Raw genomic sequence first — 26,648 nt, 5'->3', positions numbered from 1 at the left:
GGAGCAACAGCAAATGAGCAACAACAACAGCAACCCCAACAACAGCGGCAACGAGTGGCAGGTGATCTGCCGGGTCGAGGACATCCCGGTGCTGGGGGCGCGCCGCGTGGCACGGCCGGTGGGCGTGGACGTGGCGGTGTTCCGCAATGCCGAGGACCAGGTGTTCGCGCTGCTGGACCGCTGTCCGCACAAGGGCGGGCCCTTGAGCCAGGGCATCGTGTTCGGCACCAGCGTGGCGTGTCCGTTGCACAACTGGGCCATCGGGCTGGAGGACGGGTGTGCCAAGTCGCCGGATGTGGGGTGCACGCCGAAGTTTGCGGTGAAGGTCGCCGAAGGCGTGGTGCATCTGGATTCGAAAGAACTCGCGACGCATGCCGTCGAACTGGAACGCCCCGTTGCAGGGCCCGCGAACCGCACCCGCCTGTCCGAAGACACGGCCGCCTGAACCGCGGAGCCACCATGAGCCTCACTCTGACTTCTTCGACGCCTGCGACGCATGTGCGGGCGCCCATGGCGCTCGGCCGCTGCACCCTCGTCGGCGCCGGCCCCGGCGATCCCGAACTGCTCACGCTGAAGGCGCTCAGGGCCATCCAGTCGGCCACCGTGCTGCTCGTCGACGACCTGGTCAGCGACGACATCGTCGCCATGGCAGCGTCGGGCGCGCGCGTGATCCACGTCGGCAAGCGCGGCGGCTGCAAGAGCACGCCGCAAAGCTTCATCGAGCGGCTGATGATCATGGCGGTGCGCGAAGGCGAGCACGTGGTCCGGCTCAAGGGCGGCGACCCCTTCATCTTCGGCCGCGGCGGCGAAGAGGTCGAGCACCTCGCGCAGGCCGGCATCCATGTGGAGGTGGTGAACGGCATCACCGCCGGCCTGGCCGGGCTGACCTCGCTCGGCGTGCCGCTCACGCACCGTGCGCATGCGCAGGGCGTGGTGTTCATCACCGGCCACGCGAAGCCCGGATCGCCGGGGCCGGACTGGCGCACGCTGGCGGCCACGGCCCATTCGGCGCGCCTCACGCTGGTCATCTACATGGGCGTATCGAGCGCGGGCTCGATCCAGGACGAACTGCTGAGCGGACTGCCGCCGGCCACGCCTGTCGTGGTGGTGCAGAACGCCAGCCTGCCGTTGCAACGGCACGCCGTCGGCACGCTGGCGACGCTGCAGCGCACGATTGCCGACAACAGCCTTGGCAGCCCCTCGATCATCGTGGTCGGCGATGTCCTGCAAGGGCTCGCGGCCGCAGCTTCCTCCGCGCAGCCCGCGCTGGAGAAGGCCGCCTGAGGCGCGGCCCCTCCCCCTTTTTCCGTTCAGCTTCTCACCCTTCAATTCCAAAGAAAAAATCCATGGCCTACCTGCAGCCTTCCGAATTCGTCACCAAGATGGTGGACGCCGGTGAATCCAAGATCTTCATGTCCACGCGCGACACGCTCATCCGCGCCTTCATGGCGGGCGCGATCCTCGCGCTGGCGGCGGTGTTCTCCGTCACCATCAATGTGCAGACCGGCTACTCGATCATCGGCGCGATCCTGTTTCCCGTCGGCTTCTGCATTCTTTACCTGCTCGGCTTCGACCTCCTGACCGGCGTGTTCGTGCTGACGCCGCTCGCGCTGATCGACAAGCGGCCGGGCGTGACCATTGGCGGCGTGCTGCGCAACTGGGGCCTGGTGTTCGTCGGCAATTTCCTCGGCGCCTTCACCGTGGCCGTGCTGATGGCCATCGTCTTCACCTTCGGCTTCACCAGCCCGCCCGACAAGGTCGGCCAGGTGATCGCCACGATCGGCGAAGCGCGCACGCTCGGCTACTCCGCCCATGGCGCCGCGGGCATGCTGACGCTCTTCGTGCGCGGCATGCTGTGCAACTGGATGGTGTCCACCGGCGTGGTGGGTGCGATGATCTCGACCTCGGTGACCGGCAAGGTGCTGGCCATGTGGATGCCGATCATGGTGTTCTTCTTCATGGTGTTCGAGCACTCGGTGGTCAACATGTTCCTGTTCCCCTCGGCGCTGCTCATGGGCGGCAATTTTTCGATCATGGACTACATCATCTGGAACGAGATCCCCACCGTGCTGGGCAACCTCGTCGGCGGCCTGTCGTTCACCGGCCTGACGCTGTACGCCACGCACGTGCGCACGGCGCCCAAGCGCGTTCCGCGCTGACCTGCGCACCGACGCCGCGTGACGATGCGCTCCGGCCTCGCGGTCTCCATCGGCCAGTACTCCGACAAGGGACGCAAGGATTCCAACCAGGACTTCCACGGCGCCGCCCTGCCGGAGGCGCCGGGCCGCAGCGCCAAGGGCGTGGCCGTCGCCATTGCCGACGGCATCAGCAGCAGCGACGTGAGCCACGTGGCCAGCGAGTCGGCGGTCAGGAGCTTCCTGACCGACTACTACTGCACCTCCGACGCCTGGAGCGTGAGCCGCTCGGCGCAGCGCGTGCTCACGGCCGCCAATGCCTGGCTGCACGCGCAGACCCAGAACAGCAGCGGCCGCTTCGACAAGGACCGCGGCTACGTCTGCACCTTCAGCGCGCTGGTGATCAAGTCGACCACGGCGCACGTCTTCCATGTGGGCGACACGCGCGTCTACCGCTGGCATGCCGGGGCGCTCGAGCAGCTGACCGAAGACCACCGCGTCTCGGTGGCCGGCGGGCACGGCTATCTGAGCCGGGCGCTGGGCGTGGGTCCGCATGTGGAGATCGACTACCAGGCCCTCGCCATCGAGAAAGGCGATGTCTTCCTGCTGACCTCCGACGGCGTCCATGAACACGTGGATGCGGCCGCCATCAGCACCGCGCTCGATGCCCACCCCGGCGACCTGGACGCCGCGGCAAGAAGCATCGCCGAGGAAGCGTACCGGCGCGGCAGCCCCGACAACCTGACGGTGCAGATCGTGCGCGTCGACGCCCTGCCCGACGGCGAGGTCAATGAACTGCAGGTGCAGCGCGCGGCACTGCGCCTGCCGCCGATGCTCGAAGCGCGCATGCAGTTCGACGGCTACACCATCGTGCGCGACCTGCACCGCAGCAGCCGCAGCCACATCTACCTGGCGGTCGACAACGACACGGGCGAGCGCGTCGTGCTCAAGACGCCGTCCGTCGACCTTCAGAACGACGAGGCCCATCTCGACCGCTTCCTGCTCGAGGAATGGGTGGCGCGGCGCATCGACAGTGCGCATGTGCTCAAGCCGCATGTGCCGCAACGCAAGCGCAGCTATCTTTATGTGGCCATGGAGTTCGTCGACGGGCAGACGCTCGCGCAGTGGATGGTCGACAACCCGCGGCCGAGCCTGGAGTCGGTGCGCGGCATCGTGGAGCAGTTGGCCAAGGGGCTGCAGGCCTTCCATCGCATGGAGATGCTGCACCAGGACCTGCGGCCCGAGAACATCATGATCGACCGCACGGGCACGGTGCGGATCATCGACTTCGGCTCGGCCTGGGTGGCGGGCCTGGGCGACAGCAAGCTGGCCGACCCGGCCCAGGTGCTGGGCACGGTGCAGTACACGGCGCCCGAATACTTCGTCGGCGACGGCGGCTCAGCGCAGTCCGACCTGTTCTCGCTGGCCGTGGTCGTCTACCAGATGCTGACTGGCCGCCTGCCCTACGGCGCGCAGGTGGCGCGCATCCGCACGCGCGCGGACCAGCGCAACTTGCAGTACCGCCCGGCACTCGAAGCGCAGCGCGCCATCCCCGCATGGATCGATGAAGTGCTGCGCAAGGCGCTGCACCCCAACCCGCTCAAGCGCCATGAAGCGCTGTCGGAATTCGTCGAGGACCTGCGCCAGCCGCATCCTGATTTCCTGGCCCGGCGCGGCACGCCGCTCGTCGACAAGAACCCGGTGGTCTTCTGGAAATGCACCGCCTTGCTGCTGGGCATGGCGGTGGTGGTGCTGCTTGGTGTGATCAGCCTGCGCAGCTGAGGGAGCGAAGGCCGCCCGCTCGGCCGCTCACCACTTGACCCGCACGCCGAGCGACGCGTTGACCGAACTCTTCACCTTGGCGTCCCCGCCCGAGGACCAGAGCTTGCCCACTTCGCCGTACAGGCTGGTGGTGTTGCCCAGCGCCAGCGTGAAGCCGCCCGCCAGCTCGGTGCTGGTGCCGCCGGTCGGCGCCGCGATGTCGGTGCGCGTGGCGCCGTTCACGAAGCGCGCCACATCCGCGCCGCTCGAACTCTTGTAGACGTTGAAGCGGCCGTACGGCTGCAGCGTGCCCAGGCCGGTGGCGAGCTCGCCCTTCACGCGGATGCCCGCGCGTGCGATCCAGCCGCTGTCGGCCTCGGGCTGGACCACCGCGCCGACGATGGCCGAGTTGTTCAGGTCCAGGTGCTGGTGGATCAATTGCAGCTGCGGCTCCACGCTCCAGCCGCTCGCGCCCAGCGCGAAGGCCTGGCCCACTTCGATCGAGCCCAGCAGGCTGTGGCCCTTGCCTTCCACGCCGCCGCCGAGGTTCGGCTGCACCGTGTAGCGGTGCCGGCCCGACTGCACCACGGCGTCGGCATACAGGCCGCTGTCGCCGCTGTAGGTGCCGTAGATGCCCACGTACTGGCTGCGCAGGTCGTTGCGGCCCACGCGCAGGTTCTGCAAGCCGCTGGCAAAGCCGTTGACGCGCGCATCGCCGTCGAGCTGGCCCACGTAGAGGCCAGCGCGCCAGTTGGGTGCGGCCAGCAGGTCGGTGCCGGCCTGGACGCCGGTCAAGCGCCCCTTGCTGGTGGGCGAGACGGTGCCGCCCTGCCGGATGTCGAGGTCGGCGGAGAGCACGCGTGCCCAGGCGCGGCGCTGCGAACCCGCCGGCGCTGCGGCCGTGCCCTTCACATCGTCGTCGCCCACGCGCTTGCGCAGGTCGCCCAGCATCGCGATGCTGCCCTGGCGCAGCTGGCTCGGTAGCGCGGAATACAGCGAGGCCTCGGCGCGGTAGGTGGGCACGACGACAGGTGGCGCGGCTGGAAGGTCCGGGGGAGACGGCGCCACGGGATCGGCCGGCGGGACCACGTTCGTGGTGGAGCGCAGGTACCAGTTCTCCCCTGCCCCACCCGCATCGGCGGCATGCAGGCGGTACTCGTAGGCACCCGCATCCACATGGCCGCCCGCGAGCGAGAAGGCGCTCTTCGTGGTCTGCGCGGTGGTGGTGGCGCCGTTGCGTGCACTGATCACCTCGATGCCGTTGCCGCTGGTGAGTGCGCCCAGTCCGCTCAGGTTGGTGACCTGCACCGTCGTGCTGCCGCTGGCAACGGCAGTGGGTCCGTCGAGCACCAGCCGGTCGCTCGCGCTGCCATCGGCGCCCAGCGCGGTGCCCAGGCGCAGCACGCCGTTGCCGGCGTAGGGGCCGCTGACGGTCAAGGTGGTGCCCGGCGCACTGCCGACGAGCGAGACGGTGCCGCTGTTGGCAAGCGAGGCCACCGTCTGGCTGAAGCCCGCCAGGTCCAGCGTGGCGCCGGCCGCCACGCTGTGCGCGGAGCTCGCGCTGAAGGTGTTGGCCGCGCCGGCACGCAAGGTGCCCTGGGCCACGTTGGTGGCACCGGTGTAGGTGTTGGCGCCCGTCAGCGTGAGCGTGCTGCTGCCCTGCTTGGTGATGAAGCCGCCGCCGCTGATCGCGCCGCTGAGCGTTTCGCTGAAGGTGCCGGTGTCGATGACGGGGTCGTTGCTGCCGGTCAGCTCGATGGCATTGGCGATGGTCAGTCCGTCGGCGCTGAAGCCGAGCGTGGTGCCGTCGTCCATCGCCAGCGTGCCGGTGCCCAGCGCCTGGCTGTGGCCGAGGTCGAGGCGGCCCTGCTTCAGCGCGGTGCCGCCGGTGTAGGTGTTGGCGCCCGACAGCGTCAAGGTGCCGGTGCCGACCTTCACGAGCGAGCCGCCGGTGCCGCCGTTCTCGCCGCCATCGGCGATCACGCCGCTGATCGTCGTGTTCGTGCCCAGCGCCCCCACGCTGACGGCCTCGGCGCCCAGAAGCAGGCGCCCGGCGCCCGACAGCGCACCGATCGAGAGCCCGCCGGTGTGGTACGACGCATCGACACTGCCTCCGGCGCGGTTGTCGATGGTGGCGCTTTCGGCACTGCTGGTGTTCACGAAATAGGTGATGCCGCCGCTGCGATTGATGATCTTCGCGGAGCCCGCGCTGCTGCTGTCGTAGAAGCGCGCCTGCCCGCCGCTGTTGTCGATGTTGGCGTTGCCGGCCGTGGCGTTCTGGATGAAGAAGGTGGTGCCCGAGGGGTTCAGGATCGTCGCCTGCTCCGCCGATGCAGTCTCGCGGAAGTATGTGAAAGCGTAGTCATTGTTGGTGATGCTTGCCGTGCCTGCGCGGCTGTCGCCATAGAAGTCGGTGCCGCTGCCGTTGTTGTTGACGATGCTGGCCGTGCCTGCGGTGCTGGTGCCGTTGAATCGGGTGTAGCCGTTCTGGTTGGTGATGGACAGCGATCCCGCATTCACGCCGGTCTCGAACGTGAGCGACGCGTTGACGATGACGGGTCCGCTGCCCAGGGCTCCGCTGGCTGTCGCGATCAACGACCCGTCGTTGACAAGGGTGCCGCCGCCGTAGTTGTTGGCCGCGCCGAGCACCAGCGTGCCGGCGCCGGTCTTTTGCAGGCTGCCGCTGCCGGAAAGCACGCCGTTGAGTGTCAGCGCCTGCGCAGGATCAATCTCGAAAGCCGCACCGCCCGCGCCCACCGTGACATTGCGCGTGCCGGCGGTCGTGCCGGTGGCGCGCAAGGTGCCGCCGTCGAGCGTGAGCGTGCCGGCCGAGCTGCCGAGGGCGGCGTCGTCGGCAATGGCGAGCGTGCCGCCCAGCACGTGCCAGGGCGTCAGTTCGGTGGTGGTGCCGGTCAGCGTCCAGGTGCTGGCGCCCGTCTTCTCGTAGCGGTCGAAGCCGCGGTAGGTGGCGGCGCCGAGCGAGGTGGTTCCATCGGTCAGCGCGCCGGCCAGGCGCAGCACATTGCCGATGCCGTTCGCAGTCAGCGTCCCGGTGATCACCGAGCCGCCCTGCAGTTCGAGCGAGTTGTCGTTGCCGGTGATGCGCACCGCATCGCCACGCGTAGCGCCATCGCCGGCGAAGCCCCCGGTCAAGATGCCGGTGTTGACGATGGTGTTCGTGTTGCCGCGGATGCGCAGGCCCGCACCGCCGATGCCGTTGGCAGCGCTGCTTCCGCCGGCACCGCCTGCACCTCCCACCAGCGCACCGGTATTGAGCACCGAGTTGCCGCTGGACTCCAGCGCCAGGCCGGCACCGCCTTCGCCGCCGCCGCCCACCAGGCCGCCGATGGTGACGGTGCCACCACTTCCGCCATTTCCGCCCGTGGCAGTGCCGGTGTTGTTGACAATGGCGCCTCCGCCTTGCAACACGATGCCATCGCCGCCGCCACCACCGCCGCCGGCCCATTGGCCGACGCCTCCGTTGCCCCCATTGCCGCCCGTGACCGTCAGGCTCGCATTGTTGACCACTGCATTCGCGGCGACGGCCTGAAGGCCCGCGCCGCCACCGCCGCCGCCGCCGGACAAGCGCCCAATGCCACCGTTGCCGCCGTTGCCACCCAGGAGAGTGGTCCCACCTACCACGGTGATGGATGTGTCGGTGGTGTACACGGCGGCACCGCCGCCACCGCCACCGCCGGCGCCATAGACAGGGTCGGGGTCGGCAACGCCGTTGGTTCCCGACGCCCCAGTGGCGGAGCCCGCGGCACTGGTGGCGCCTACCGCGCCGCCCGTACCGCCAGCCCCCGCCGCACCGTTGCCGCCAGCACCCCCGGCTCCGGCTGTCGGCGCCTGTCCATTGCTGGTGGGGTACTCGCCGACGCTGCCGCCCCCGGCTCCGGCGCCATTTCCCGCGCCGCCGCGGCCACCGGTGCCTCCGGCCACCATGGCTGCGCCGCCGCCGGCGGCCTGCGCGGAGGCCGTTCCCGGCAGGCTCACAAGCGCCAGCAGGCACACGGCCGCCGCGGCGGAAGACGAAGCTCCTCGCCTGCGCCGCCGTGAAAGCTCCGAAACGGCCACCCACGCGCCCAGCGCAGCGTTCCAGACGCTGCAATGAATGTTGTTCATGCCCTCGCTCCTCGTATTGATTGGTATTGGCTATGCGGAACCTGTGGCGAAGGCGGCCTCATTCCGCGTTCCCGGCAGGCATCGCGATGGAGCAGCGGGAAATATTGAAACAATAGTTGACATATAAAGACACTTCGTCACAACCTCTGGCTTTATGCCAGAGTGCGTGTCTTCTTTCAACTGTTTGTGAGAGGCGAGAGGCTTGCCCGCGCGCCGTCCTGCCCAGTCCAGGCGGCCGCTATTCAGGCCGGCTCAGGAATTCGAAGCGCTGGTGCGGCGCCACGGTTTCGGGCAGCACGTACACCACGCCGCGGCGGCTGCCGAGCGCGGGCTTGATGTAGGCGTCGTAGAACGCGGCCGGCACATTGATGCAGCCATACGAAATGCGGTTGTCGGCCACGCTGGGCGACGCCAGCCGCTCCAGGCGGCGCTCCGACTTGACGGTGGCGCGCACCCGGTGCATCGAGACGGCGGCGTCGTAGTCGATCCAGACGATGTCTTCGCCTTGGGCGTTGCGACCCGGCTCCGTCCTGAAGCGCCCCGCCGGCGTCGTGCGCTCCTCAGGCCGAATCCTGGACATCTCGCGCTCGCCGATGCCCGGCACGGAGTCGTCCCCGTGCGCCAGGCCCAGCAGCACGGGCGACGAACCCTGGAGCCGGCCAGCCGCGTCGAAGACGAAGACGCGGGCGTTCCTCTTGTCGACCACCGCGAACGGGGCCGCCCGGTTGTCCGCCGTGGCCACCACGGCCCGCGCGAGCCACTGCGCATCTTCCACCGCGGGCGGCGACGGGGCCGACGCCGACAGCGACAGAAGCGAAAGCGAGACGAACACGGCAAGCGCGCGGCTCGCCGTGCCCGGCGCAGCTGTCACGGCACCGCGCTCAGTTGCGGTCGGCGCGTGCACGCCGCATGGCAGGCGTGTCGCCCGACGCGGCCATGGTGCTGCTGGAACTGCTGCTGGTGTCAGGCGAGCTTTGGGCCGTGGGCGCGGAGGAGCTTCCCGAGGTGCTGCCGCTCTGCGTGTTCTGCGGCGTCACGCCCGTGGTGCCCATGGCGCCGCCCGACGGATTCTGCTGGCCGGCCGCCGTGGCCGGATTGGCGGGCGCCGTGGTGGGCGGGTTGCCTTGCGCGAAGGCCGCGCCTGCGGCACCCAGGGCGAGCGCTGCAAGGAGTCTGGAAGTGCTGTTCATGGTCATGTCTCCTGAAGAGAAGCCGGCAATCCCCGGCAGAAAAGGCCGTGTCGAACCGGATGCCCGACCTCAGGAAAGCTAGGAGCCTCGCGGCTGCGCGGGGTCGGTTCGCTGCGCGGCGCGGTGTAGGAGCGCTACCTCTTGGCGTCCGGGTCGGGGCCTTCCTGCGCCTTGTCTTGCGGCTTGTCCTGCGGCGCCTTGGGCAACTTGACCTTGGTCACCGTGACCGACACCGGGTCGCTCGCGGGAAAGGATTCCTCGACCCCGCTGTCCAGGGCCTCCTCGCTCGGCGCCTGTTCGGTCGGCTTGGCGGGCTCGACCGGCGGCTTGCCGTGGTTCTTGGAGGTGGGAAAGGGAAAGGCTTTTTCCGAAGAAGTCATCTTGGGCTCCTCAGGCCATCCAAGCATCAGGGCTTGGACGGCTCCTGGTTGGTTTCGGCGCGGAGATCCTCCCGCAGCCCGAAGGGCGCGGAATCGTCATGGCGCGAGGCCTCCGCGTTCTTGCGCTTGCGCGCCATGCGCTCGGCCGGCGCCGGTGCCGAGTCCTGTTCGCCTGCCGCCGATGAACTGCTCGCGAACTTGTCGCCTGCGCCGATGTTGTCGACGCCCCCGTCGGTGGTGGGCCGCGATCCGTCGCCTGAACCGAGGCTTCCGGGTGCTCTGGTCATGTCGATCGACTCCTCTCTGTTCGCTTTGGGAACACAAGTTGGAACGAACCCATTCTGGGAGGTAGCCCGGTCCCGCACGTAGGACGAGGCCAGCGTCCCTGAGTCGGAAGCTTCCTCGCCCCAGGGCCGCCGTTCGGTTGTTGAATGTTGCTGAAGCGTTTCTCCAAAGGCGCAACACCTTGCCGGCGGCGCTCGAATGGATCAGCATCGAATGCCCCCTATTCACATTTGTATGTGATAAATTCACATAAATAACATTGTGAAACATTGATGGCCAGCTGAATGAAAAAGCACTCGTTCCCGCGCAAGCGCAATGGCTTCACATTGATCGAGCTGATGATCACGGTGGCGATCATTGCGATCCTGGCGTCCATCGCGTATCCCAGCTACCAGCAGTACATCATCCGGTCCAAGCGCTCGGCGGCCCAGGCGCAGATGATGGACATCGCCAACCGCCAGCAGCAGTTCCTGCTGGCCAACCGCAGCTACGCCACCAAGGACGCCCTCACGGCCAGCGGCTACACGCTGCCCGCGGAGGTTGCGGCCAACTACGGCTACACCATCACGCTGCAGGACGCCGGCACACAGGTGCCCAGTTTTCTCCTGACCTTCAGCCCCACGGGAAGCCAGCAGAGAGATGGCGACCTCACCCTCGACAACCAGGGCGTCAAGACGCCGGCGGGCAAATGGTGAGGCGCCATTTGTCTGCCGCACCGAACGGCCGAGGGCAGCGCGGCGCCACGCTGCTCGAGGTGCTGGTCACGCTGCTGATCGTCTCGTTCGGGCTTTTTGGGCTCGTGGGCCTGCAAGCACGCCTCCAGTCGTCGGAGATGGAGTCCTACCAGCGCTCGCAGGCGCTGATCCTGCTCAACGACATGGCCAGCCGCATCGAGATCAACCGCCGCATGGCCTCCAGCTACGTCACGACTGCGCCGCTGGGCGCCGGAGCCACTTGCCCGACCGCCACCGCCACGCGCTTGCAGGTCGACGTCAAGGAGTGGTGCAACGCGCTGCAGGGCGCAGCCGAAACCTCCAGCGGCACCAAGCTTGGCGCGATGATCGGCGGCCGCGGCTGCGTGCAGGACCTGGGCAACAACGAATACCTGATCACGGTCGCCTGGCAAGGCCTGGTGCCCATCGCCGCGCCGCCGGAGGGCGTGCCCTGCGGCAAGGACCTGTACGACGCAGCTGCCCCGGCCTCGGCCAGCGAACCGGCGCCGGCCTGTTCCAGCGACAGGTGCCGAAGGACCGTGACGACGCTGGTGCGCATCGGGAATCTCTCATGAGCCAGGCCAGCTTCGCGATCGCGGTTCAGCGCCCTGCCCGGCGGACACGCGCCTCGCTGCGCCAGCACGGCCTCACGCTGATCGAGCTGATGGTGGCGATCACCATCATGCTGATCGTCGTGGCCGCGCTGCTGGCGCTGTTCCTCAACGTGAACAACACCCAGCGCGAGATGGTCAGGGTCAATCGCCAGATCGAGAGCGGCCGCCTCAGCATCTTCGTGCTTGAGAACGAGGTCTCGCACGCGGGCTTCTGGGAAAACTACATGCCCGAGTTCGACGACCTCACCGTCAGTGGCGTGCCCCAGAAAGTACCCACCGGCACGGCGCCCGATCCCTGCCTGGCCTACTCGGCGGCCAATTGGACCGACGACTACAAGCGCAGCCTGCTCGACATGCCCGTGCAGGCCTACGCCGCGGTGCCCGCCAGCTGCACCGATCTGCTGCCGAATCAGAAAGCCGGCACCGACGTGCTGGTGGTGCGCCATGCCGAGACCTGCGTGCCGGGCGCGCCCAACTGCGAAGCCGACACGCTGGGCAAGCTCTACTTCCAGTCGTCGTTCTGCGGTACGCAGAAGCCCTCGGACTTCGATCTCAGCACGGCGGGCTTTGCCACCATGCTGGCCAAGAACTGCACGGCGCCGGCGCCCAAGCGCAAGTTCATCTCCGACATCTACTACGTGCGCACCTACGCCGAGACCGTGGGCGACGGCATTCCGACCTTGGCGCGCTCGCGCTTCGACCTCTCGGCCACCGGCCTGGCGCAGCAGCCGCCGGTTCCCCTCATCGAGGGCATCGAGGGCTTCCGCGTGGAACTGGGCCTGGACACGCTCAGCAAGACCGGCGCGCTCGTGAACTACGCCCAGGCCATCAACTGGGCCGACGTGGCCAACAGGTCCACGCCCACCAATCGCGGCGACGGAAGCCCCGATGGCGATTTCGTGCACTGCAGCACCGCGCTGCCCTGCACGGCCGACCAGCTGATGAACGTGGCGGCCGTCAAGCTCTATGTGGTCGCCCGCAGCCTGGAGATTTCTCCCGGCCACACGGATACGCGCACCTACAACATGGGAAGCGGATCGCTCGGCCCCTTCAACGACCACTACAAGCGGCATGCGTTCACCACCGCGATCCGCATGACCAACGTGACCGGACGCAGGGAAACGCCGTGAAGCCATCGACAACGCACTCCACCATGCGCCGGCAACAAGACGGCGCGGCGTTGATCGTCGGGCTGATCATGCTGGTGCTCATCACGCTGGCCGTGACGGCGGGGTTCACGCTCAGCAACACCAACCTCAAGTCGGTCGGCAACATGCAGAGCCGGAACGAAGCCGTGGCCGCTTCCAACCGCGCCATCGAGGAAGTGGCGGCCTCGCTGCTGCTGCCGGGCGTGGACGGCTCGCCTTCGCTTGCGGCGCCGCAGCGCACCGTGAGCATGGTGGACATCAACAACGACGGCACGATCGATTACGAAGTCCAGATTGCACCGCCGACCTGCGTGCGGGCGACCAAGTCGACGGATACCGGCGGCGGCGGCGCGGTGGGACCCGGCGGCATCGGCGGCGGGGCATCCACCGCCGGCTCGGGCCTCAATGCGCTGCCCGACCAATACAACTCGGTGTGGGACATCAGCACCAGCGTGACCGATGCCGTGAGCGGCACGGTCACCTCGGTTCGCCAGGGCGTGCGCGCGCTCCTGAGCAAAGAGCAGTTCCTGGCGCTGTGTTCATAGCCATTCCCCTCCTCCCGATGATCACGACGACGAACGGATCGCAATCATGAAAAAGAACTTCTTCCGGTCGCTCTGCGCCGCTGCGATGCTGATGCTCGGCCTGGGCTCGGCCCAGGCGGAAGACATCGATCTTTTCGTCGGCTACAACCAGACCACCACGGAGGCGCCGAATGTGCTGTTCGTGGTGGACAACACGGCCAACTGGACCCCGCTCTTCACCGCTGAAATGAACGCGCTGGCGAGCGCCTTCGAAAGCCTGCCCGTGGGCAAGTTCAAGGTGGGCGTGATGATGTTCACCGAAACGGGCGGAGGCAATTCGAACGTCGATGGTGCTTACCTGCGCGCTGGCGTGCGCTTGCTCGATGCTGCCAACAAGACGAACTACGGCGCGCTGATCCGTAGCCTCGATGTGCGGGACGACAAGTCCAACGGCGGCAAGGCCGGCAAGATGATGGCGGAGGTCTACCGCTACCTGAGCAACGGCGCACCCATGGCTGGCAACAACAAGGCCAAGGCGGACTACGCGGGCAATACCTTTGGAACCGCCGCATCCAAGGCAATCTATGCGCTGCCGGGAAACCCCTTGACGGCCGTTGATAGCAACACCTATATCGGTCCGAACACGGCCAACTGCATCGGCACCTACGTCATCTACATCAGCAATGGTGCCGCACAGGACAACAACAGCGACACCACGACTTCCACCGATGCCCTGCGCGCCGCGGGCGGCACGACCACCGCCATTACGCTGAACCCGAGCGGCTCGCAGGACAACGTGGCCGACGAATGGGCCAGGTTCCTGCAAAGCAGGATGGGCGTGAAGGTCTACACCGTCGAAGCCGCGACGGCCAGCGGCGGCCAGGGGCCGGGCTGGACTGCATTGCTCAAGAGCATGTCCAAGCAGAGCAATGGCGAGTACTACGACATTTCCACCAATCCCAACCTGGGCAAGGCGCTGAGCGATGCGCTCGACGACATCTTCAGCAAGATCCAGTCGGTCAACAGCGTGTTCTCGTCGGTGAGCCTGCCCGTGAGCGTGAACACGCAGGGCACCTACCTGAACCAGGTGTTCGTGGGCATGTTCCGCCCCGACGATTCCGCCTATCCCCGCTGGAACGGCAATCTCAAGCAATACAAGCTGGGCGTGGATGGCAGCAACCAGCTGATCCTGCAGGACGCCTCGGGCGCCAACGCCATCAACAACCAGACCGGCTTCATTGCACCTTGCGCGCGGAGTTTCTGGACGCCGACCAGTCGCAACACCTATTGGAGCTTCAACCCCTCCGGCGATTGCATCAGCAGCGACACAACCATCGACCTTCGCGCTTCGGACAGCCCGGACGGCAACGTGGTCGAGAAAGGCGCACAAGCCTACATGCTGCGCCAAGTGGCCACCGCCGACCGCAACGTCATGACCTGCGCGCCGGGCGCCTGCTCGGCCTTGACCACCTTCGCCGATGGCAATGCGGGCATCACGTCGACGGCCCTCGGGGCGCAAACCACCACCGAACGGACCGCGTTGATCAACTGGCTCCGGGGCCTGGACAACAAGGGCGACGAGCGCAAGGACACCACCGGAAATCCCCTGACCTCCACCACCGCCATGCGCCCCTCGGTGCACGGCGACGTGGTGCATTCGCGGCCGGTGGCCATCAACTACGGCAGCGACGACCTGGCGAACGCGCAGGTGGTGGTGTTCTATGGCGCCAACGACGGCGTGCTGCGCGCCGTCAACGGCAATCAGGCCACCTCCATCGGGTCGGCAGCGCCCGGCAGCGAGCTGTGGTCCTTCGTGCCGCCGGAGTTCTACGGCAGCATCAAGCGGCTGTACGACAACACCACGCGGATCAACTTTCCGGGCATTCCGGTCAGCGTGGGCGCCACCGCGCCCAAGCCCTATGGCATGGACGGCCCGATGGCGGCCTACCGCCAGGGCACATCGGCATGGCTCTATGCGAGCATGCGCCGCGGCGGCCGGCTGATCTATGCGTTCGACGTGTCCAACCCCGCGTCGCCCGTTCTCAAATGGCGCCGCGGCTGCCCGAACCAGGACAACGATACGGGCTGCGACAGCGGCGCCAACGACATGAGCGGCATCGGCCAGACTTGGTCGGCACCGAAGATCGTGAAGGCCAGCGGCTATGGCGCCGGCAACACGCCCATGGTGATGTTCGGCGGCGGCTACGACAAGTGCGAGGACGTCGACACCACCACGCCCGCCAGCGCCTGCGGCTCGGCCACCAAGGGCAACAAGATCTATGTGCTGGACGCCAGCACTGGCGATGTCCTCAAGACCTTCGACACCGTCCGCGCGGTCAGCGGCGAGGTCACCATCGTGAACGACAGCACCGGCCTCGCCAAGTTCGCCTACGCGGCCGACCTGGGCGGCAACGTGTACCGCATCACCATCGGAAGCGGCGCGCCCGCCAGCTGGAGCATGGTCAAGATCGCCTCGCTCGGCTGCAGCGACACCGTGACCGCCTGCACGCCCAACCGCAAGTTCATGTTCGGTCCCGACGTGGTCGAGGACAACGGCATGTACGTGCTGCTGCTGGGCTCGGGCGACCGCGAGAAGCCGCTGCGCTCCTACGCCGCCGCGCTCAGCGTCTCCAACCGCTTCTACATGCTGGTCGACAAGCCCTCCGACACCGCCTGGCTCACCGCGGAGGCCAGCCACTGCGACGGCAACTCGCTGCTGTGCCACAACTCGCTCTTTGCCATCACGGGCACCACGGCGCCGTCCGCGACCGAGCTCGCGGCCAAGAAGGGCTGGTACCTCGCGCTTGCGGCCGGCGAGCAGGTGGTGACCTCGTCGGTCACGGCCTATGGCAACACGACCTTCAACACCCACACGCCCACCGACCCGGCCGTGAGCCAGTCGTGCCGCTCCAACCTGGGCACCGCCAACGTCTACAACCTGTCGTACCTGGACGCCACGGGGCAGAACGGCGCGCGCTTCCAGAACGTGATTGGCGGCGGCCTCGCGCCATCGCCCGTGGTCGGCCGGGTCATGGTGGGCGACACCTTGCGCGACGTGGTGATCGGCGCCAACCCCGACTCGTTCCTGAGCCCGAAGGGCGCCACGGTCAAGGCCGCCTTCAAGCAGCCCAAGGGCCGCGTCTACTGGTTCATCCAGAAGTAAAAGGAAAAAAGGGATGGCCATGGCCGGCACGCGCGCTCGCGGTTTCACGCTCATCGAGCTGATGATCACCCTCGTGGTGCTGATCGTGCTGGTGTCGGTGGCGGTTCCCTCCTTCGACTACATAAGGCTTTCGACCCGGCTGAATTCCTACGCGACCGATCTCGTCGCCGGCAGCCAGCTCGCGCGCAGCGAGGCCATCAAGCGCAACGCGCCCGTCACGCTGTGCGCCTCGTCCAACGGCACCAGTTGCGCCACCGACGGTCAATGGGAGGCCGGCTGGATCATCATCAGCAGCGGTGCGACACCCACGGTGATCCAGAAGCAGCCCGCAGCCGCCAGCGGCTACCGCATCCGCGACAGCGGCGGCCTCAGCGCGCTCGCCTTCGAAGGGACCGGCGTCGGCGCCACCGCGGCCAACTTCACGATCTGCCGGGCTACCCCGCAGGGTACCCCGAAGCGGCTGGTCAAGATCAGCGCCACCGGCCGTTCCTCTGTCACGCGGACCGATGCAGGAAGCTGCGCCGCATGAATGAGGTCTTTTTTGTGCGATCCTCGGCGACGCGGACAATAGTGCACTGATCGACGGCCCGGGGCCCCCTTCAGTCCCGGCCGCCGCACCGCAATCGCATCAGAAGAAACGCCTCATTTCATGGAACACCAGCTCGACTGGGCACTGGCCGCCTGCGCCCGCATCCTGCGGCCGGTGGTCAGGCTCGCCCTGGCGATGGGGGTCAAGCACCCGCACCTGGAAGTCCTGCTGCGCGACCTGCTGCTCGAGGAGGCCAAGCGCTCCTGGCGCCAGCAGGGGGTGGCAAAGCCCAATATCAGCCAGCTGTCCGTCACCACAGGGCTCAACCGCAAAGCCGTGACGGCCAAGGTGCGCGACACCGTGGACGCCCTGCCCCACACCGAAATCTCGGCCGCGGCCAAGACTTTCACGCTGTGGCTGCAGATGGTGTCGCAGAACCAGTCCTTCCAGCGCTTGCCGATCACCTCCGAGGGCGACGATGCGCCCTCCTTCGAGACCGTGGCCAGGCTCGGCAGCCGCGGCAACGTGCACCATCGAACCATCCTGGACGAGCTGGTGCGCCTGAACATGGTGGCCGAGCAGGACGGCTATGCCGAGCTCAAGGCCAACGGCTTCGTGCCGGTGGACGACCTGCAGTCGATGCTGGCGTTCCTTGGCGACAACGGCCGCGACCACCTGCTGGCGGCGGTGTCCAACACGCTCGGCGAAGAGCCCCGCATGCTCGAGCGCTCGGTGTATGCGCGCGGCCTTTCCCTTCAGGATTGTGAAAATATCCACCAGATGGTGCGCGAGCGCTGGGCGGCCCTGCACCTGGAACTGGCGGGCGAGATGAACCGCGCGGTCGACCGGGCGCCAGAGGGCGCCAAGGGGCGCATGCGCGTCGGGATCTACACCTACTATGAAGACGAGGCGGCGCCCGGCGCGCCTCCCGTCCCCGCCCCGCGGGACAAAGGAACACGATGATGATGAAGAACCACCACTTCCGATGGATGCGCGGCATCCTCTTTGCCGGAGCCATGGCCTTGCTGCTCTCGTGCGGCGGTGGTGGTGGCGGCGGCGGCGGGGGTTCGGCAGGCAGCCTGGCCGGCATTGGCGGGAGCGGCGCGACAGGCTCTGGAAGCGATGGCGCGGGCACGGGAGGCGGCGGGACCGATGGCACCAGCGGTACAGGTGGTACAGGTGGCACAGGTACCGCGGGCGGCTCCGACGGCACGAGCACCGCCGGCAGCGGCAGCGGCGACGGTTCGGGCGTGGGCTCGGGCGGCACCGGCGTGAGCACCGCCGACGCCACCGGCATCGGCTCCGTCGGCGGGCTGGGCAGCATCATCCTGAATGGCGTGCGCTACAACACGGATACCGCCAGCACCAACCTCGAAGACACCACCGAACTGCAGATCGGCATGAGCGTGCGCATTGCCGGCAAGATCGACAGCGACTTCACCGCGGCCACGGCGCAGCAGGTCGATTCGGCTGCCGAGCTGCGCGGTGCCGTCTCGGCCATCGATGCCGTCGGCGGCAGCTTCGCCGTGATGGGCACCACGGTCACCATCGACAACGCCACGGTCTGGAGCGGCGCGAACAGCCTGGCTGGGCTCACGATCGGCGGCGTGGTGCAGGTCTGGGGCCTGCCCTCGGCGCCGGGCAGCTTGCGTGCCACGCGGGTTGAACTCAAGCCGGCTTCGGCTGAGCCGCTGGTGACCGGCGCGGTGCAAAACCTGGACCGGCTTGCCCAGCAATTCACGCTGGGCCAGCTCACGGTGCGCTACGGCAGCGCCACATTCTCGGGCGGCATCGACGCCTCCACGCTGGCCGAGGGCGCCATCGTCCGCGTGCGCGGCAGCGCTGCGCCGGTGCTGGGCACTTTCACTGCAAGCAAGGTGCAGGGCTGGTACGCGGTGCCCACGCAGAACGCGGCCGCGGTGCAGCTGGCGGGTGTCATCACGAACTACGCCGGGCTCAATGCCTTCAAGGTGCTGGGCACGGCCGTCGATGCATCGAATGCGCTCGTCACGGGTGGCCCGGCAAGCTCGGTCGGCAACGGCGTCAAGGTGGAACTCGACGGCTTCATGACCAATGGCGTGCTGGTGGTGAAGAAGCTGCGCATCCGCTATGTCCCCGGCACGGGCGGGCCGGTCGTGTTCACTGTCATCGGCCCTGTTACCAACTATCAATCCGCTTCCGACTTCAAGGTGAAGGGACAGCGCGTGAATGCCAGCGGCTCCGCAACGGTATTCGAAAACGGCACGATCGCCGATCTCGCCAATCTCCCCCCCAATCGCCAAGTCTCTGTGGTGGGCGACACGGTGGTCGACGGCGTGCTCATCGCGAACCGCGTCACATTCCTGACGCCCTGAACAGGCCGGCCGGGCCGCACCCCGGGAACTCGCGCAGGCCTCCGGGGTACCAACCTTCCAGGGCCGGCGCAACTCGCCTGCCCTGGCAGGCATGAAGGAAACGGGAGCACAAGAGAAGAGCACGGGCGCGGCCGTTCTCGGCAGGCTGCGCTGCGCCGCCCGGGCGCTCGTCTTTGCGGCGCTTGCAGGCGCGCTCGCCACCTGCTGGGCCGAAGACCCAATGGGCCTGCGCCAGGCTTTCATGGAACAGGTCGATCGCCGGCTCGATCCGCCACCCGACGAAGTGCAGCGCTACGGCAACCTCGCGCGCGATGAACTCAGGCGCGCGGGCATCGCCGAGGAGCCGCCCCAGTACGCGCTGCTGGTGGACCGCAGCGCCTCGGTCCAGGCCCTCTTCGTCTTCTGGCTGCCGGCCGGCGCCGCGCCCGTGCTGATCGGGGCAGCGCCGGTATCGACCGGGCGCCGCGGCGGGTTCGAGTACTTCGAGACGCCGCTGGGCGTGTTCGACCACTCGGTGGCAAACCCCGATTTCCGCGCGGAGGGCACGCGCAACGAATTCGGCATTCGGGGCTATGGCGAAAAGGGAATGCGCGTGTTCGATTTCGGCTGGCAGCAGGCGCGGCGCCTGTGGGGCCGGGGCGGCACGAGCACGATGCGGCTGCAGATGCACGCCACCGATCCCGACCGGCTCGAGGCGCGGCTGGGCAGCGTGCAATCGAAGGGCTGCATCCGCATTGCGGCCAGCCTGAACCGCTTCCTCGACCGCCTGGGCGTGCTCGATGCCGACTACCTCAGGGCCAAGGCCGAGGGCAGCGCGCCGTGGGTGCTGCCGCCGGACCAGGCGCCGGTCGAAGGCGCGGGGCGCTATCTCATCGTCGTCGACACCGGCCGCTCCGAACGGCCCGCCTGGTCGCCGCCGCCATCGCCGAAGCCCGGCCCGTTGCCCACGGGCGCCGATTCCGCGCCCTAAGCCGCAGGGCCCAGCCCGATCGGCGCGGGCACGATGTTCACGATGCGGGTGAAGAGCGCTTCGTACTCCCGCTCCGGCCGGTAGCCGGTGAGCGGATCGCGGTTGCGTCCGAACGCCTCGTCCAAGTCGCGCCAGTCCTCGGCAGTCAGCACCTTCTCGGCGAGCGGCAGGATCTCGCGCTCCTCGATCGCCATGTGGTCCAGGTAGAAGTCGACGTACTGCCCCATCGCGCTTTCGAAGGCGGCCCGCCGCGAGTCGCCCAGCATCTCGAAGGCCAGCATCGCGTGCTCCACGTTGCGGATCTTCCGCTCGCCCCAGGCATGGTCGTTGTCGAGCCGGTCCATCAGCTCGCGCGAGATCGGCGTGCGGGCGCGCAGCTTGGGAAACAGCAGCTCGCTCTCCTTGCGGTGGTGGCGCTTTTCCGGGAATTCGTCCACGTAGAACAGCATGGCGCGCAAGGCCGCGAAGTCGGGCGGGGTTCCCTTGCGGCGGTGCTGTTCGAGCAGCATGATGATGGAGCGCAGCATGGCGGCAAGCGCCGCATGCTCCTGGCGAATGATGCGAACGGTGGCGTGGGTCATGGATGGCTCCTGTGCGTACCCGAGGATCGCGGGTCCGGGCCTGCACAGGCTTGCTGCAGATCAAACGCGATGCATCCCGTGCGGACCTTTTCGCCCGCGAGAACGCCTTCGCTTGATCCGCATCAAGCCGCGCCTCGCACCGGCCCGGACACTGGCCGCATACCCACCTCAAAGCAAAGCGAGGACACCATGTACCAGCGAATTCTTGTTCCTGTCGATGGAAGTTCGACATCCAGCCATGGCCTGGGCGAAGCGATTCGCCTTGCCAAGGTCACCGCAGGGCGCCTGCGCCTGATCCACGTCATCGACGAGCTCTCCTTTGCCCTGGCAATGGACGCCTATTCGGGCCGCACGGGCGACTGGCTCGATGAACTGCGCGCCGCCGCCGCCAGGCTGCTCGAGGAAGGCAAGGCAAGGGCCGCCGCCGAAGGCGTCGAGGCCGACTCGGTGCTGTGCGACAACTTCAGGGGGGCCGTTCCCGACCGGGTCACGGCCGAGGCGGCTTCATGGCCCGCCGACCTGATCGTGCTGGGAACGCACGGCCGGCGCGGCCTTGGCCGCATGGTGATGGGCAGCAGTGCGGAACAGATCCTGCGCAGCGCGAGCGTTCCGGTGCTGCTGGTGCGCGCGCCCGAGTCGCATGCCAAGGCGGAAGCGGCGCGCTTCACCATGCCGGGCGGCGCGGTGGCGAGCCAGTAGGCAGGCCGGCCGGGTGTCTACCCGTCCAGCGGCACGCCGCCGCCGAAACGGCTGGTCCACTGGTCCAGCAGTTCCTGCTGGACGGCCTTGGCCGACTGCTGCCAGGCAGCCAGCATTCCCCACTGGACCTGCTGCGCCCGCAGCACGCTCGCGCCGCAGGCCGCCTGCCAGTCGAGCAGGGAGCGAAAGTAGGCATCGGTCCATGCCGATGCGGGTGTTGCGGGAACGTTGCTGTCCATGCTGTTCTCCTGGGTTGTCCGGAAATGGAATCATGTGGGGCGAGCCGGGTCGGGCGCCGCGATGCAGCCGCGTCGAGCACATCCTATCGAGCGGGCGCGGTCCGCGCAAAAGCCGGCGCGAACTCAAAAAAGACCCGCAGGCCACATCGGAATTGCGCCGCGACGGCAAGGTGCGAAGCGTGTGCACCGATAGTGGAAGCCGCTCCTCTTTGTTTTTCTCTGTCTTTTCTTCTTCGAAAGGTTTGAGATGAACCCCGATATTCAACTCAGGCACGAGGTCTTCGCCCAGCTGAACTGGGACCCGGCGGTGTGCAGCTGCGATGTCGACGTGCGCGTGGCCGACGGCGTGGTCACCTTGCATGGCCAGCTGGCCAGCGAGGACCTGAAGAGCGCCGTCGAGCGCGCCGTGCGCCGGGCCGAAGGCGTCACGCTGATCGTCAACCGGCTGACCACCGCGGAATGCGCGAACAATGACTGAGCACGACGACTTCGCGTTGCTGGACGCCTGGTGGCGCGCGGCCAACTACCTGTCCGTGGGCCAGATCTACCTGATGGACAACCCGCTGCTGCGCGAGAAGCTGAGCCTTTCGCACATCAAGCCGCGGCTCTTGGGCCACTGGGGCACGACGCCGGGCCTCAATTTCGTCTATGCGCACATGAACCGCGCCATCGCGGCGCGCGAGCTCGACGCCATCTTCATCGCCGGCCCCGGCCACGGCGGCCCGGGCGTGGTTGCCAACACCTATCTCGAGGGCACCTACAGCGAGGTCTACCCCGCCATCGGCCAGGATGCCGACGGCATGAAGCGGCTCTTCACGCAGTTCTCGTTCCCGGGCGGCATTCCGAGCCACGTGGCGCCCGAAACGCCGGGCTCGATCCACGAAGGCGGCGAGCTCGGCTATTCGCTGCTGCATGCCTACGGCGCGGTGTTCGACAACCCCGGCCTGCTCGCCTGCTGCGTGATCGGCGATGGCGAGGCCGAAACCGGTGCGCTCGCGGCAAGCTGGCACTCCAACAAGTTCCTGAACCCCGAGAGCGACGGCGCCGTGCTGCCGATCCTGCACCTGAACGGCTACAAGATCGCCGGCCCCACGGTGCTCGCGCGCATTCCGGACGAAGAGCTGGCGCAACTGCTGCGGGGCTACGGGCACGAGCCGTACTTCGTTGTCGGCCACGAGCCCGCGCAGATGCACCGGCTGATGGCGGCCGCGCTCGACAAGGCGCTCGACGGCATCGACGCCATCCAGGCCGATGCCCGGAAGAACGGCTTCCGCGAGCGGCCGCGCTGGCCGATGATCGTGCTGCGTTCGCCCAAGGGCTGGACCGGGCCGCGGCAGGTGGACGGCGTGCCGGTCGAGGGCACCTTCCGCGCGCACCAGGTGCCGCTCACCGGCTTTGCCGCCAAGCCGGAGCATGTAGGCCTGCTCGAAGACTGGATGCGCAGCTACCGGCCCGAGGAATTGTTCGACGAAGGCGGCGCGTTGCGCCCCGAGATCGCGGCGCTGGCGCCCAAGGGAGCGAGGCGCATGAGCGCCAATCCGCACACCAACGGCGGCCTGCTGCTCCGGGACCTGGCCATGCCGCCCTTCCGCGAGCATGCGGTGGCGGTGGCCACGCCCGGCGCCGCGGATGCGGAGGCCACGCGCGTGGCGGGCCAGTTCCTGCGCGAGGTGATGCGCCGCAACGAGGCAGCGCGCAACTTCCGCGTCATGGGGCCGGACGAAACCACGTCGAACCGGCTGGGCGCGCTGTTCGAGGTCACGGCGCGGACTTCCACCGCCGAGATCCTCCCCGGCGACGACCATGTGTCGCCCGAAGGCCGCGTGATGGAGGTGCTGAGCGAGCACCTGTGCCAGGGCTGGCTCGAAGGCTACCTGCTCACCGGGCGCCATGGCTTCTTCTCGTGCTATGAGGCCTTCATCCACATCGTCGACTCGATGTTCAACCAGCATGCCAAGTGGCTCAAGGTGACGCGCGGCATCGGCTGGCGCCGCCCGATCGCCTCGCTCAACTACCTGCTCACCAGCCATGTCTGGCGGCAGGACCACAACGGCTTCAGCCACCAGGACCCTGGCTTTCTCGACCACGTGGTGAACAAGAAGGCCGAGGTGGTGCGCGTGTACCTGCCGCCCGATGCCAACACGCTGCTGTCGGTGGTCGACCATTGCCTGCAGAGCCGCAACTACGTGAACGTGATCGTCGCGGGCAAGCAGCCGGGCCCGCAGTGGCTGGACATCGAATCCGCGGTGCGCCACTGCACCGTGGGCCTGGGCATCTGGACCTGGGCCAGCAACGACCAGGATGCCGTGCCCGACGTGGTGATGGCCTGCGCCGGCGACGTGCCTACGCTCGAGACGCTGGCGGCCGTCGACCTGCTGCGCAGGATGCTGCCCGAACTGAAGGTGCGCGTGGTGAACGTGGTCGACCTGATGGCGCTGCAGTCGCCCGATGCGCATCCGCACGGCCTGCCGCATGCGGAGTTCGACGCCATCTTCACCACCGACCGCCCGGTGGTCTTCGCGTTCCACGGCTATCCCTCGCTGGTCCACCGGCTCACCTACAAGCGCACCAACCACGACAACTTCCATGTCCACGGCTACTGCGAGGAGGGCACCACCACCACGCCGTTCGACATGACCGTGCTCAACCGGCTCGACCGCTTCCACCTGGCGGCCGACGCCATTGCGCGCGTGGAGCGCTTTCGCGACAGCGCGGGCCATGTACAGCAGCATCTGCGCGACAAGTTGCTGGAGCACCGCGCCTACGTCACCGTGCACGGCAAGGACATGCCGGAGATCGAGGACTGGCGCTGGGCGGGCTGAGCCGGCGCGCCGCTCAGCGGCACCAGTCGGCGATCCGGTGGCCGAGGTCCGCCCAGAGCGCCTGCAGCGCCACCGCCGCCAGCAGCACGCCCGCCAGGCGCGCGCCCCAGGCCTGGAGCCGGCCGGTGCCGCCCCAGCGCAGCCGCTGCCACAGCCACGGCGCCAGCACCAGCGAGATGCCGCTGCCGATGGCAAACAGCACCATCGCGAGACCGCCCTGCAGCGGCCCGTTGCCCAGGCTGGCCAGCAGCAGCGCCGAGTAGAGCAGCCCGCAAGGCATGGCCACCCAGAGTGCGCCCGCGGCCAGCAGCCCCAGCGGCGTGCCGCCGGCCAGCGGGCGAAGGCGCGCTTCGAGCGTTCGGCCGACGCGCTGCGCCCATACCGGCTGCCGGCCCGCGACGGCCAGCATGGCGCCCCATGCGAACACGAACACATGCAGCAGCATCCACAGCGGCCTGAGCGCGGCGACCTGCGCGCTGGCCTGGGCCAGGCTGTCCACGCTTGCGGCCGCAATGGCGCCCGCGGCGGCGTAGCTTGCGATGCGGCCCACATGAAAGGCCGCCGGCGCCGCGAAGGCAGTGTTGGCATGGCCGCCCGCCGCCGCCGGCACGATGCGGATCACCGCGGCCGAGGCCACGCCGCACATGGCCACGCAGTGCGGGCCGCCTGCCAGGCCCATCAGCAAGGCGGCCCACGCGGTCTGCATGCTCAGACCACGCGCGAAAAGCGCGTGCGGTTCTCGCGGCAATAGCGGTCGAACACCATGGCGATGGCGCGCACCACGAACCAGCCCTCGGCCGTGACCTCGATGTCGTGGTCGCTGACCCGCACCAGTCCCTGGGCCACAAGCGGCCCGAGCGCCGCGAACTCGGCCGCGAAGTAGTGCCGGAAGTCGATGCGGTGCGCCTCGCCGATGGCGTCGAACACCACCCGCCCCCTGCACATCACCGCCATGATGACCGCGCGCCGCAGCACGTCGTCGCGCGACAGCGCAAGCCCGCGGACCACGGGCAGGCGGCCCTGGCCGAGCAGGTCGTAGTAGGTGTCCAGCGTCTTGGCGTTCTGGCTGTAGCTGGCGCCGATGCGGCCGATGGCGGAAACGCCGAGCGCCACCAGGTCGCCCTGCGGCTGCGTGCTGTAGCCCTGGAAGTCGCGCTGCAGCCGCCCCTGCCGCTTGGCCACCGCCAGCGGATCGTCCGGCAGCGCGAAGTGGTCCATGCCGATGTAGACGTAGCCCGCATCGCTGAGCGTGGCAATGGCGCGCGAGAGCATCCGCACCCGCGCGGCGGCGTCGGGCAGTTCGTCCGCGGCAATGCGCCGCTGCGGCTTGAAGCGTTCGGGCAGGTGTGCATAGGCGTAGAGCGCGATGCGGTCGGGCCGAAGCTCGCAGACCTGGGCCATGGTGCGCTCGAAGGACCTGTCGTTCTGGCGCGGCAGCCCGTAGATCAGGTCGGCGTTGATCGACTTGAATCCCAGCGCGCGCGCATCGGCCATCAAGCCGAACACCTGGTGCGCGGGCTGGATGCGGTGCACGGCCTTCTGCACCTCGGGGTCGAAGTCCTGCACGCCGAAGCTCAGCCGGTTGAAACCCAGCGTCGCCAGGCTGGCGAGCCGCGCGGCATCGACGGTGCGCGGATCGATCTCGATGGACCATTCGCCGCCGGGGACGAAGTCGAAGGATTCGCGCAGCATGGCCAGCAGTTCGCCCAGCTCCGCGTCGCTCAGGAAGGTGGGCGTGCCGCCGCCCAGGTGCAACTGGCTCACGGCGGCGCGGCGGCCCAGCTGCGCGGCCTGCAGCCGGGTCTCGCGCGCCAGGTAGGCCAGGTACTGGGTGGCCCGCTCATGGTGCCGCGTCACCACCTTGTTGCATGCGCAGTAGTAGCACAGCGATTCGCAGAACGGAATGTGCACGTAGAGCGACAGCGGCGGCGCCGAAGCGCCCGCATCGCGCCGCTCGCGCAGCGCCGCTGCGTACTCGTCCGCACCGAAGGCTTCGATGAACCGGTCGGCCGTGGGATACGAGGTGTAGCGCGGGCCCGCAACGTCGAACTGCCGCAGCACGGCAGCCGACAAGGGGGCGGCATCTGGAAGCCCCGTGGAGGCGGTGCAAGGCTGTGTCATTGCGGACGCTCGGGAAGATTGCGGGGCAGCGGCAAGGCCTCGGCCGGTGTCGCCGCGTGGTTCCTGCCGTTGACGGCGGGCATCAGTGTCTTGTCCGCCAGGGCCTTGTTGATTTCGACGCCGCGGCGGTAATAGTCTTCCGACACCAGCGGGTCGGCGCCGCCCCAGGCAACCCAGAAGGTCACGAAGCTTGCGACCACCACCAGCGCCGGGCCGGCAATCACCATCCACAGCAGCGGGTGGCGCCACCATGCATCGCCGGCAGCCGGCGGATCGTTCGTCGTTGCATTCATCT

General features: G+C 68.2%; 26 protein-coding genes. 16 read left to right on the top strand and 10 right to left on the bottom strand.

Annotated elements, in window-relative coordinates:
• The first annotated feature begins 13 nt into the window (after window positions 1–13).
• The 4 genes from nirD (at window position 14) to ACAM58_RS13685 (ending at window position 3,917) form a co-directional block, all read left to right on the top strand.
• The gene (nirD, locus tag ACAM58_RS13700) at window positions 14–445 is read left to right on the top strand and encodes a nitrite reductase small subunit NirD (protein WP_369663008.1); all 432 of its coding nucleotides are present in this window, start codon (window positions 14–16) and stop codon (window positions 443–445) included.
• Window positions 446–510: 65 nt separating this feature from the next.
• Window positions 511–1,284: a uroporphyrinogen-III C-methyltransferase gene (gene cobA / locus ACAM58_RS13695; protein ID WP_369664492.1), complete on the top strand. Its 774-nt coding sequence runs from the start codon at window positions 511–513 to the stop codon at window positions 1,282–1,284.
• A 62-nt stretch (window positions 1,285–1,346) separates the two neighbouring features.
• Window positions 1,347–2,159 carry a formate/nitrite transporter family protein gene (locus ACAM58_RS13690; RefSeq protein ID WP_012747948.1) on the top strand — a complete coding sequence of 271 codons (813 nt, stop codon included), beginning with the start codon at window positions 1,347–1,349 and terminating at the stop codon, window positions 2,157–2,159.
• 24 nt (window positions 2,160–2,183) lie between these two features.
• Entirely contained in the window at window positions 2,184–3,917 is a 1,734-nt protein-coding gene (locus ACAM58_RS13685; RefSeq protein WP_369664491.1) for a protein kinase, read from the top strand.
• Between the two features lie 27 nt (window positions 3,918–3,944).
• Here the strand turns inward: ACAM58_RS13685 and ACAM58_RS13680 are convergent, their stop codons facing one another.
• The 5 genes from ACAM58_RS13680 to ACAM58_RS13660 form a co-directional block, all read right to left on the bottom strand.
• Window positions 3,945–8,021: an autotransporter outer membrane beta-barrel domain-containing protein gene (locus ACAM58_RS13680; RefSeq protein ID WP_369663007.1), complete on the bottom strand. Its 4,077-nt coding sequence runs from the start codon at window positions 8,019–8,021 to the stop codon at window positions 3,945–3,947.
• Window positions 8,022–8,259: 238 nt separating this feature from the next.
• Complete coding sequence (locus ACAM58_RS13675) at window positions 8,260–8,892, bottom strand: L,D-transpeptidase (RefSeq protein ID WP_369663006.1); 633 nt, start codon at window positions 8,890–8,892, stop codon at window positions 8,260–8,262.
• A 10-nt stretch (window positions 8,893–8,902) separates the two neighbouring features.
• Complete coding sequence (locus ACAM58_RS13670) at window positions 8,903–9,211, bottom strand: proteophosphoglycan ppg4 (protein ID WP_369663005.1); 309 nt, start codon at window positions 9,209–9,211, stop codon at window positions 8,903–8,905.
• 134 nt (window positions 9,212–9,345) lie between these two features.
• Window positions 9,346–9,591 (bottom strand): hypothetical protein, encoded by a 246-nt coding sequence (locus tag ACAM58_RS13665; protein WP_369663004.1) that lies wholly within the window; start codon window positions 9,589–9,591, stop codon window positions 9,346–9,348.
• A 26-nt stretch (window positions 9,592–9,617) separates the two neighbouring features.
• Window positions 9,618–9,878 (bottom strand): hypothetical protein, encoded by a 261-nt coding sequence (locus ACAM58_RS13660; RefSeq protein WP_369663003.1) that lies wholly within the window; start codon window positions 9,876–9,878, stop codon window positions 9,618–9,620.
• Window positions 9,879–10,160: 282 nt separating this feature from the next.
• Here ACAM58_RS13660 and ACAM58_RS13655 point away from each other — a divergent pair, with 282 nt between their 5' ends.
• The 9 genes from ACAM58_RS13655 to ACAM58_RS13615 all read left to right on the top strand — a co-directional run bounded on the left by ACAM58_RS13655 (window position 10,161) and on the right by ACAM58_RS13615 (window position 19,891).
• Window positions 10,161–10,571, top strand: coding sequence for a type IV pilin protein (locus ACAM58_RS13655; RefSeq protein WP_369663002.1), 411 nt, complete (start codon window positions 10,161–10,163; stop codon window positions 10,569–10,571).
• Window positions 10,565–11,164, top strand: coding sequence for a prepilin-type N-terminal cleavage/methylation domain-containing protein (locus ACAM58_RS13650; protein ID WP_062366863.1), 600 nt, complete (start codon window positions 10,565–10,567; stop codon window positions 11,162–11,164). Before ACAM58_RS13655 ends, ACAM58_RS13650 begins: the two co-directional genes overlap by 7 nt.
• The gene (locus ACAM58_RS13645; RefSeq protein WP_012747939.1) at window positions 11,161–12,333 is read left to right on the top strand and encodes a PilW family protein; all 1,173 of its coding nucleotides are present in this window, start codon (window positions 11,161–11,163) and stop codon (window positions 12,331–12,333) included. The genes ACAM58_RS13650 and ACAM58_RS13645 overlap by 4 nt, the downstream gene beginning before the upstream one ends.
• On the top strand, window positions 12,330–12,896 hold the full coding sequence (locus ACAM58_RS13640; protein ID WP_369663001.1) for a hypothetical protein: 567 nt from the start codon (window positions 12,330–12,332) through the stop codon (window positions 12,894–12,896). Before ACAM58_RS13645 ends, ACAM58_RS13640 begins: the two co-directional genes overlap by 4 nt.
• 46 nt (window positions 12,897–12,942) lie before the next feature.
• Window positions 12,943–16,038 carry a pilus assembly protein gene (locus ACAM58_RS13635; RefSeq protein ID WP_369663000.1) on the top strand — a complete coding sequence of 1,032 codons (3,096 nt, stop codon included), beginning with the start codon at window positions 12,943–12,945 and terminating at the stop codon, window positions 16,036–16,038.
• A gap of 13 nt (window positions 16,039–16,051) precedes the next feature.
• Window positions 16,052–16,567, top strand: coding sequence for a GspH/FimT family pseudopilin (locus ACAM58_RS13630; RefSeq protein WP_369662999.1), 516 nt, complete (start codon window positions 16,052–16,054; stop codon window positions 16,565–16,567).
• 120 nt (window positions 16,568–16,687) lie between these two features.
• Window positions 16,688–17,530: a DUF6502 family protein gene (locus ACAM58_RS13625; protein WP_062366867.1), complete on the top strand. Its 843-nt coding sequence runs from the start codon at window positions 16,688–16,690 to the stop codon at window positions 17,528–17,530.
• Window positions 17,527–18,921, top strand: coding sequence for a DUF5666 domain-containing protein (locus ACAM58_RS13620; RefSeq protein ID WP_369662998.1), 1,395 nt, complete (start codon window positions 17,527–17,529; stop codon window positions 18,919–18,921). The genes ACAM58_RS13625 and ACAM58_RS13620 overlap by 4 nt, the downstream gene beginning before the upstream one ends.
• A 91-nt stretch (window positions 18,922–19,012) precedes the next feature.
• The gene (locus ACAM58_RS13615; protein ID WP_369662997.1) at window positions 19,013–19,891 is read left to right on the top strand and encodes a murein L,D-transpeptidase; all 879 of its coding nucleotides are present in this window, start codon (window positions 19,013–19,015) and stop codon (window positions 19,889–19,891) included.
• Here the strand turns inward: ACAM58_RS13615 and ACAM58_RS13610 are convergent.
• Window positions 19,888–20,472: a hemerythrin domain-containing protein gene (locus ACAM58_RS13610; protein WP_012747932.1), complete on the bottom strand. Its 585-nt coding sequence runs from the start codon at window positions 20,470–20,472 to the stop codon at window positions 19,888–19,890. The two genes, ACAM58_RS13615 and ACAM58_RS13610, sit on opposite strands and share 4 nt — an antisense overlap.
• A 189-nt stretch (window positions 20,473–20,661) precedes the next feature.
• On the opposite strand from ACAM58_RS13610, the gene ACAM58_RS13605 reads away from it, so the two are divergent.
• The gene (locus tag ACAM58_RS13605; protein WP_012747931.1) at window positions 20,662–21,171 is read left to right on the top strand and encodes a universal stress protein; all 510 of its coding nucleotides are present in this window, start codon (window positions 20,662–20,664) and stop codon (window positions 21,169–21,171) included.
• A 17-nt stretch (window positions 21,172–21,188) separates the two neighbouring features.
• On the opposite strand, the gene ACAM58_RS13600 is transcribed toward ACAM58_RS13605, so the two are convergent.
• Window positions 21,189–21,410, bottom strand: a complete 222-nt coding sequence (locus ACAM58_RS13600) for a hypothetical protein (protein ID WP_062366875.1) — start codon at window positions 21,408–21,410, stop codon at window positions 21,189–21,191.
• Window positions 21,411–21,657: 247 nt separating this feature from the next.
• Here ACAM58_RS13600 and ACAM58_RS13595 point away from each other — a divergent pair, with 247 nt between their 5' ends.
• Window positions 21,658–21,888 (top strand): BON domain-containing protein, encoded by a 231-nt coding sequence (locus ACAM58_RS13595; protein ID WP_012747929.1) that lies wholly within the window; start codon window positions 21,658–21,660, stop codon window positions 21,886–21,888.
• A complete protein-coding gene (locus ACAM58_RS13590; RefSeq protein ID WP_369662996.1) occupies window positions 21,881–24,232 on the top strand; it encodes a phosphoketolase in 2,352 nt (783 codons plus the stop codon). Before ACAM58_RS13595 ends, ACAM58_RS13590 begins: the two co-directional genes overlap by 8 nt.
• Window positions 24,233–24,245: 13 nt before the next feature.
• Here the strand turns inward: ACAM58_RS13590 and ACAM58_RS13585 are convergent, their stop codons facing one another.
• From ACAM58_RS13585 to ACAM58_RS13575, 3 genes are read right to left on the bottom strand one after another with little or no spacing between them, the layout of a single operon-like run.
• Window positions 24,246–24,938 carry a sulfite exporter TauE/SafE family protein gene (locus ACAM58_RS13585; RefSeq protein ID WP_369662995.1) on the bottom strand — a complete coding sequence of 231 codons (693 nt, stop codon included), beginning with the start codon at window positions 24,936–24,938 and terminating at the stop codon, window positions 24,246–24,248.
• Window positions 24,939–24,940: 2 nt separating this feature from the next.
• Window positions 24,941–26,353 carry an oxygen-independent coproporphyrinogen III oxidase gene (gene hemN, locus ACAM58_RS13580; protein ID WP_369662994.1) on the bottom strand — a complete coding sequence of 471 codons (1,413 nt, stop codon included), beginning with the start codon at window positions 26,351–26,353 and terminating at the stop codon, window positions 24,941–24,943.
• Window positions 26,350–26,646 carry a FixH family protein gene (locus tag ACAM58_RS13575; protein ID WP_369662993.1) on the bottom strand — a complete coding sequence of 99 codons (297 nt, stop codon included), beginning with the start codon at window positions 26,644–26,646 and terminating at the stop codon, window positions 26,350–26,352. Before ACAM58_RS13575 ends, hemN begins: the two co-directional genes overlap by 4 nt.
• Between the last annotated feature and the right edge of the window lie 2 nt (window positions 26,647–26,648).

The sequence above is a fragment of the Variovorax sp. V116 genome (assembly GCF_041154435.1).
In the GTDB taxonomy this organism is placed as follows: Bacteria; Pseudomonadota; Gammaproteobacteria; order Burkholderiales; family Burkholderiaceae_C; genus Variovorax; species Variovorax paradoxus.
This window is presented reverse-complemented; position numbering and strand designations above follow the sequence as displayed.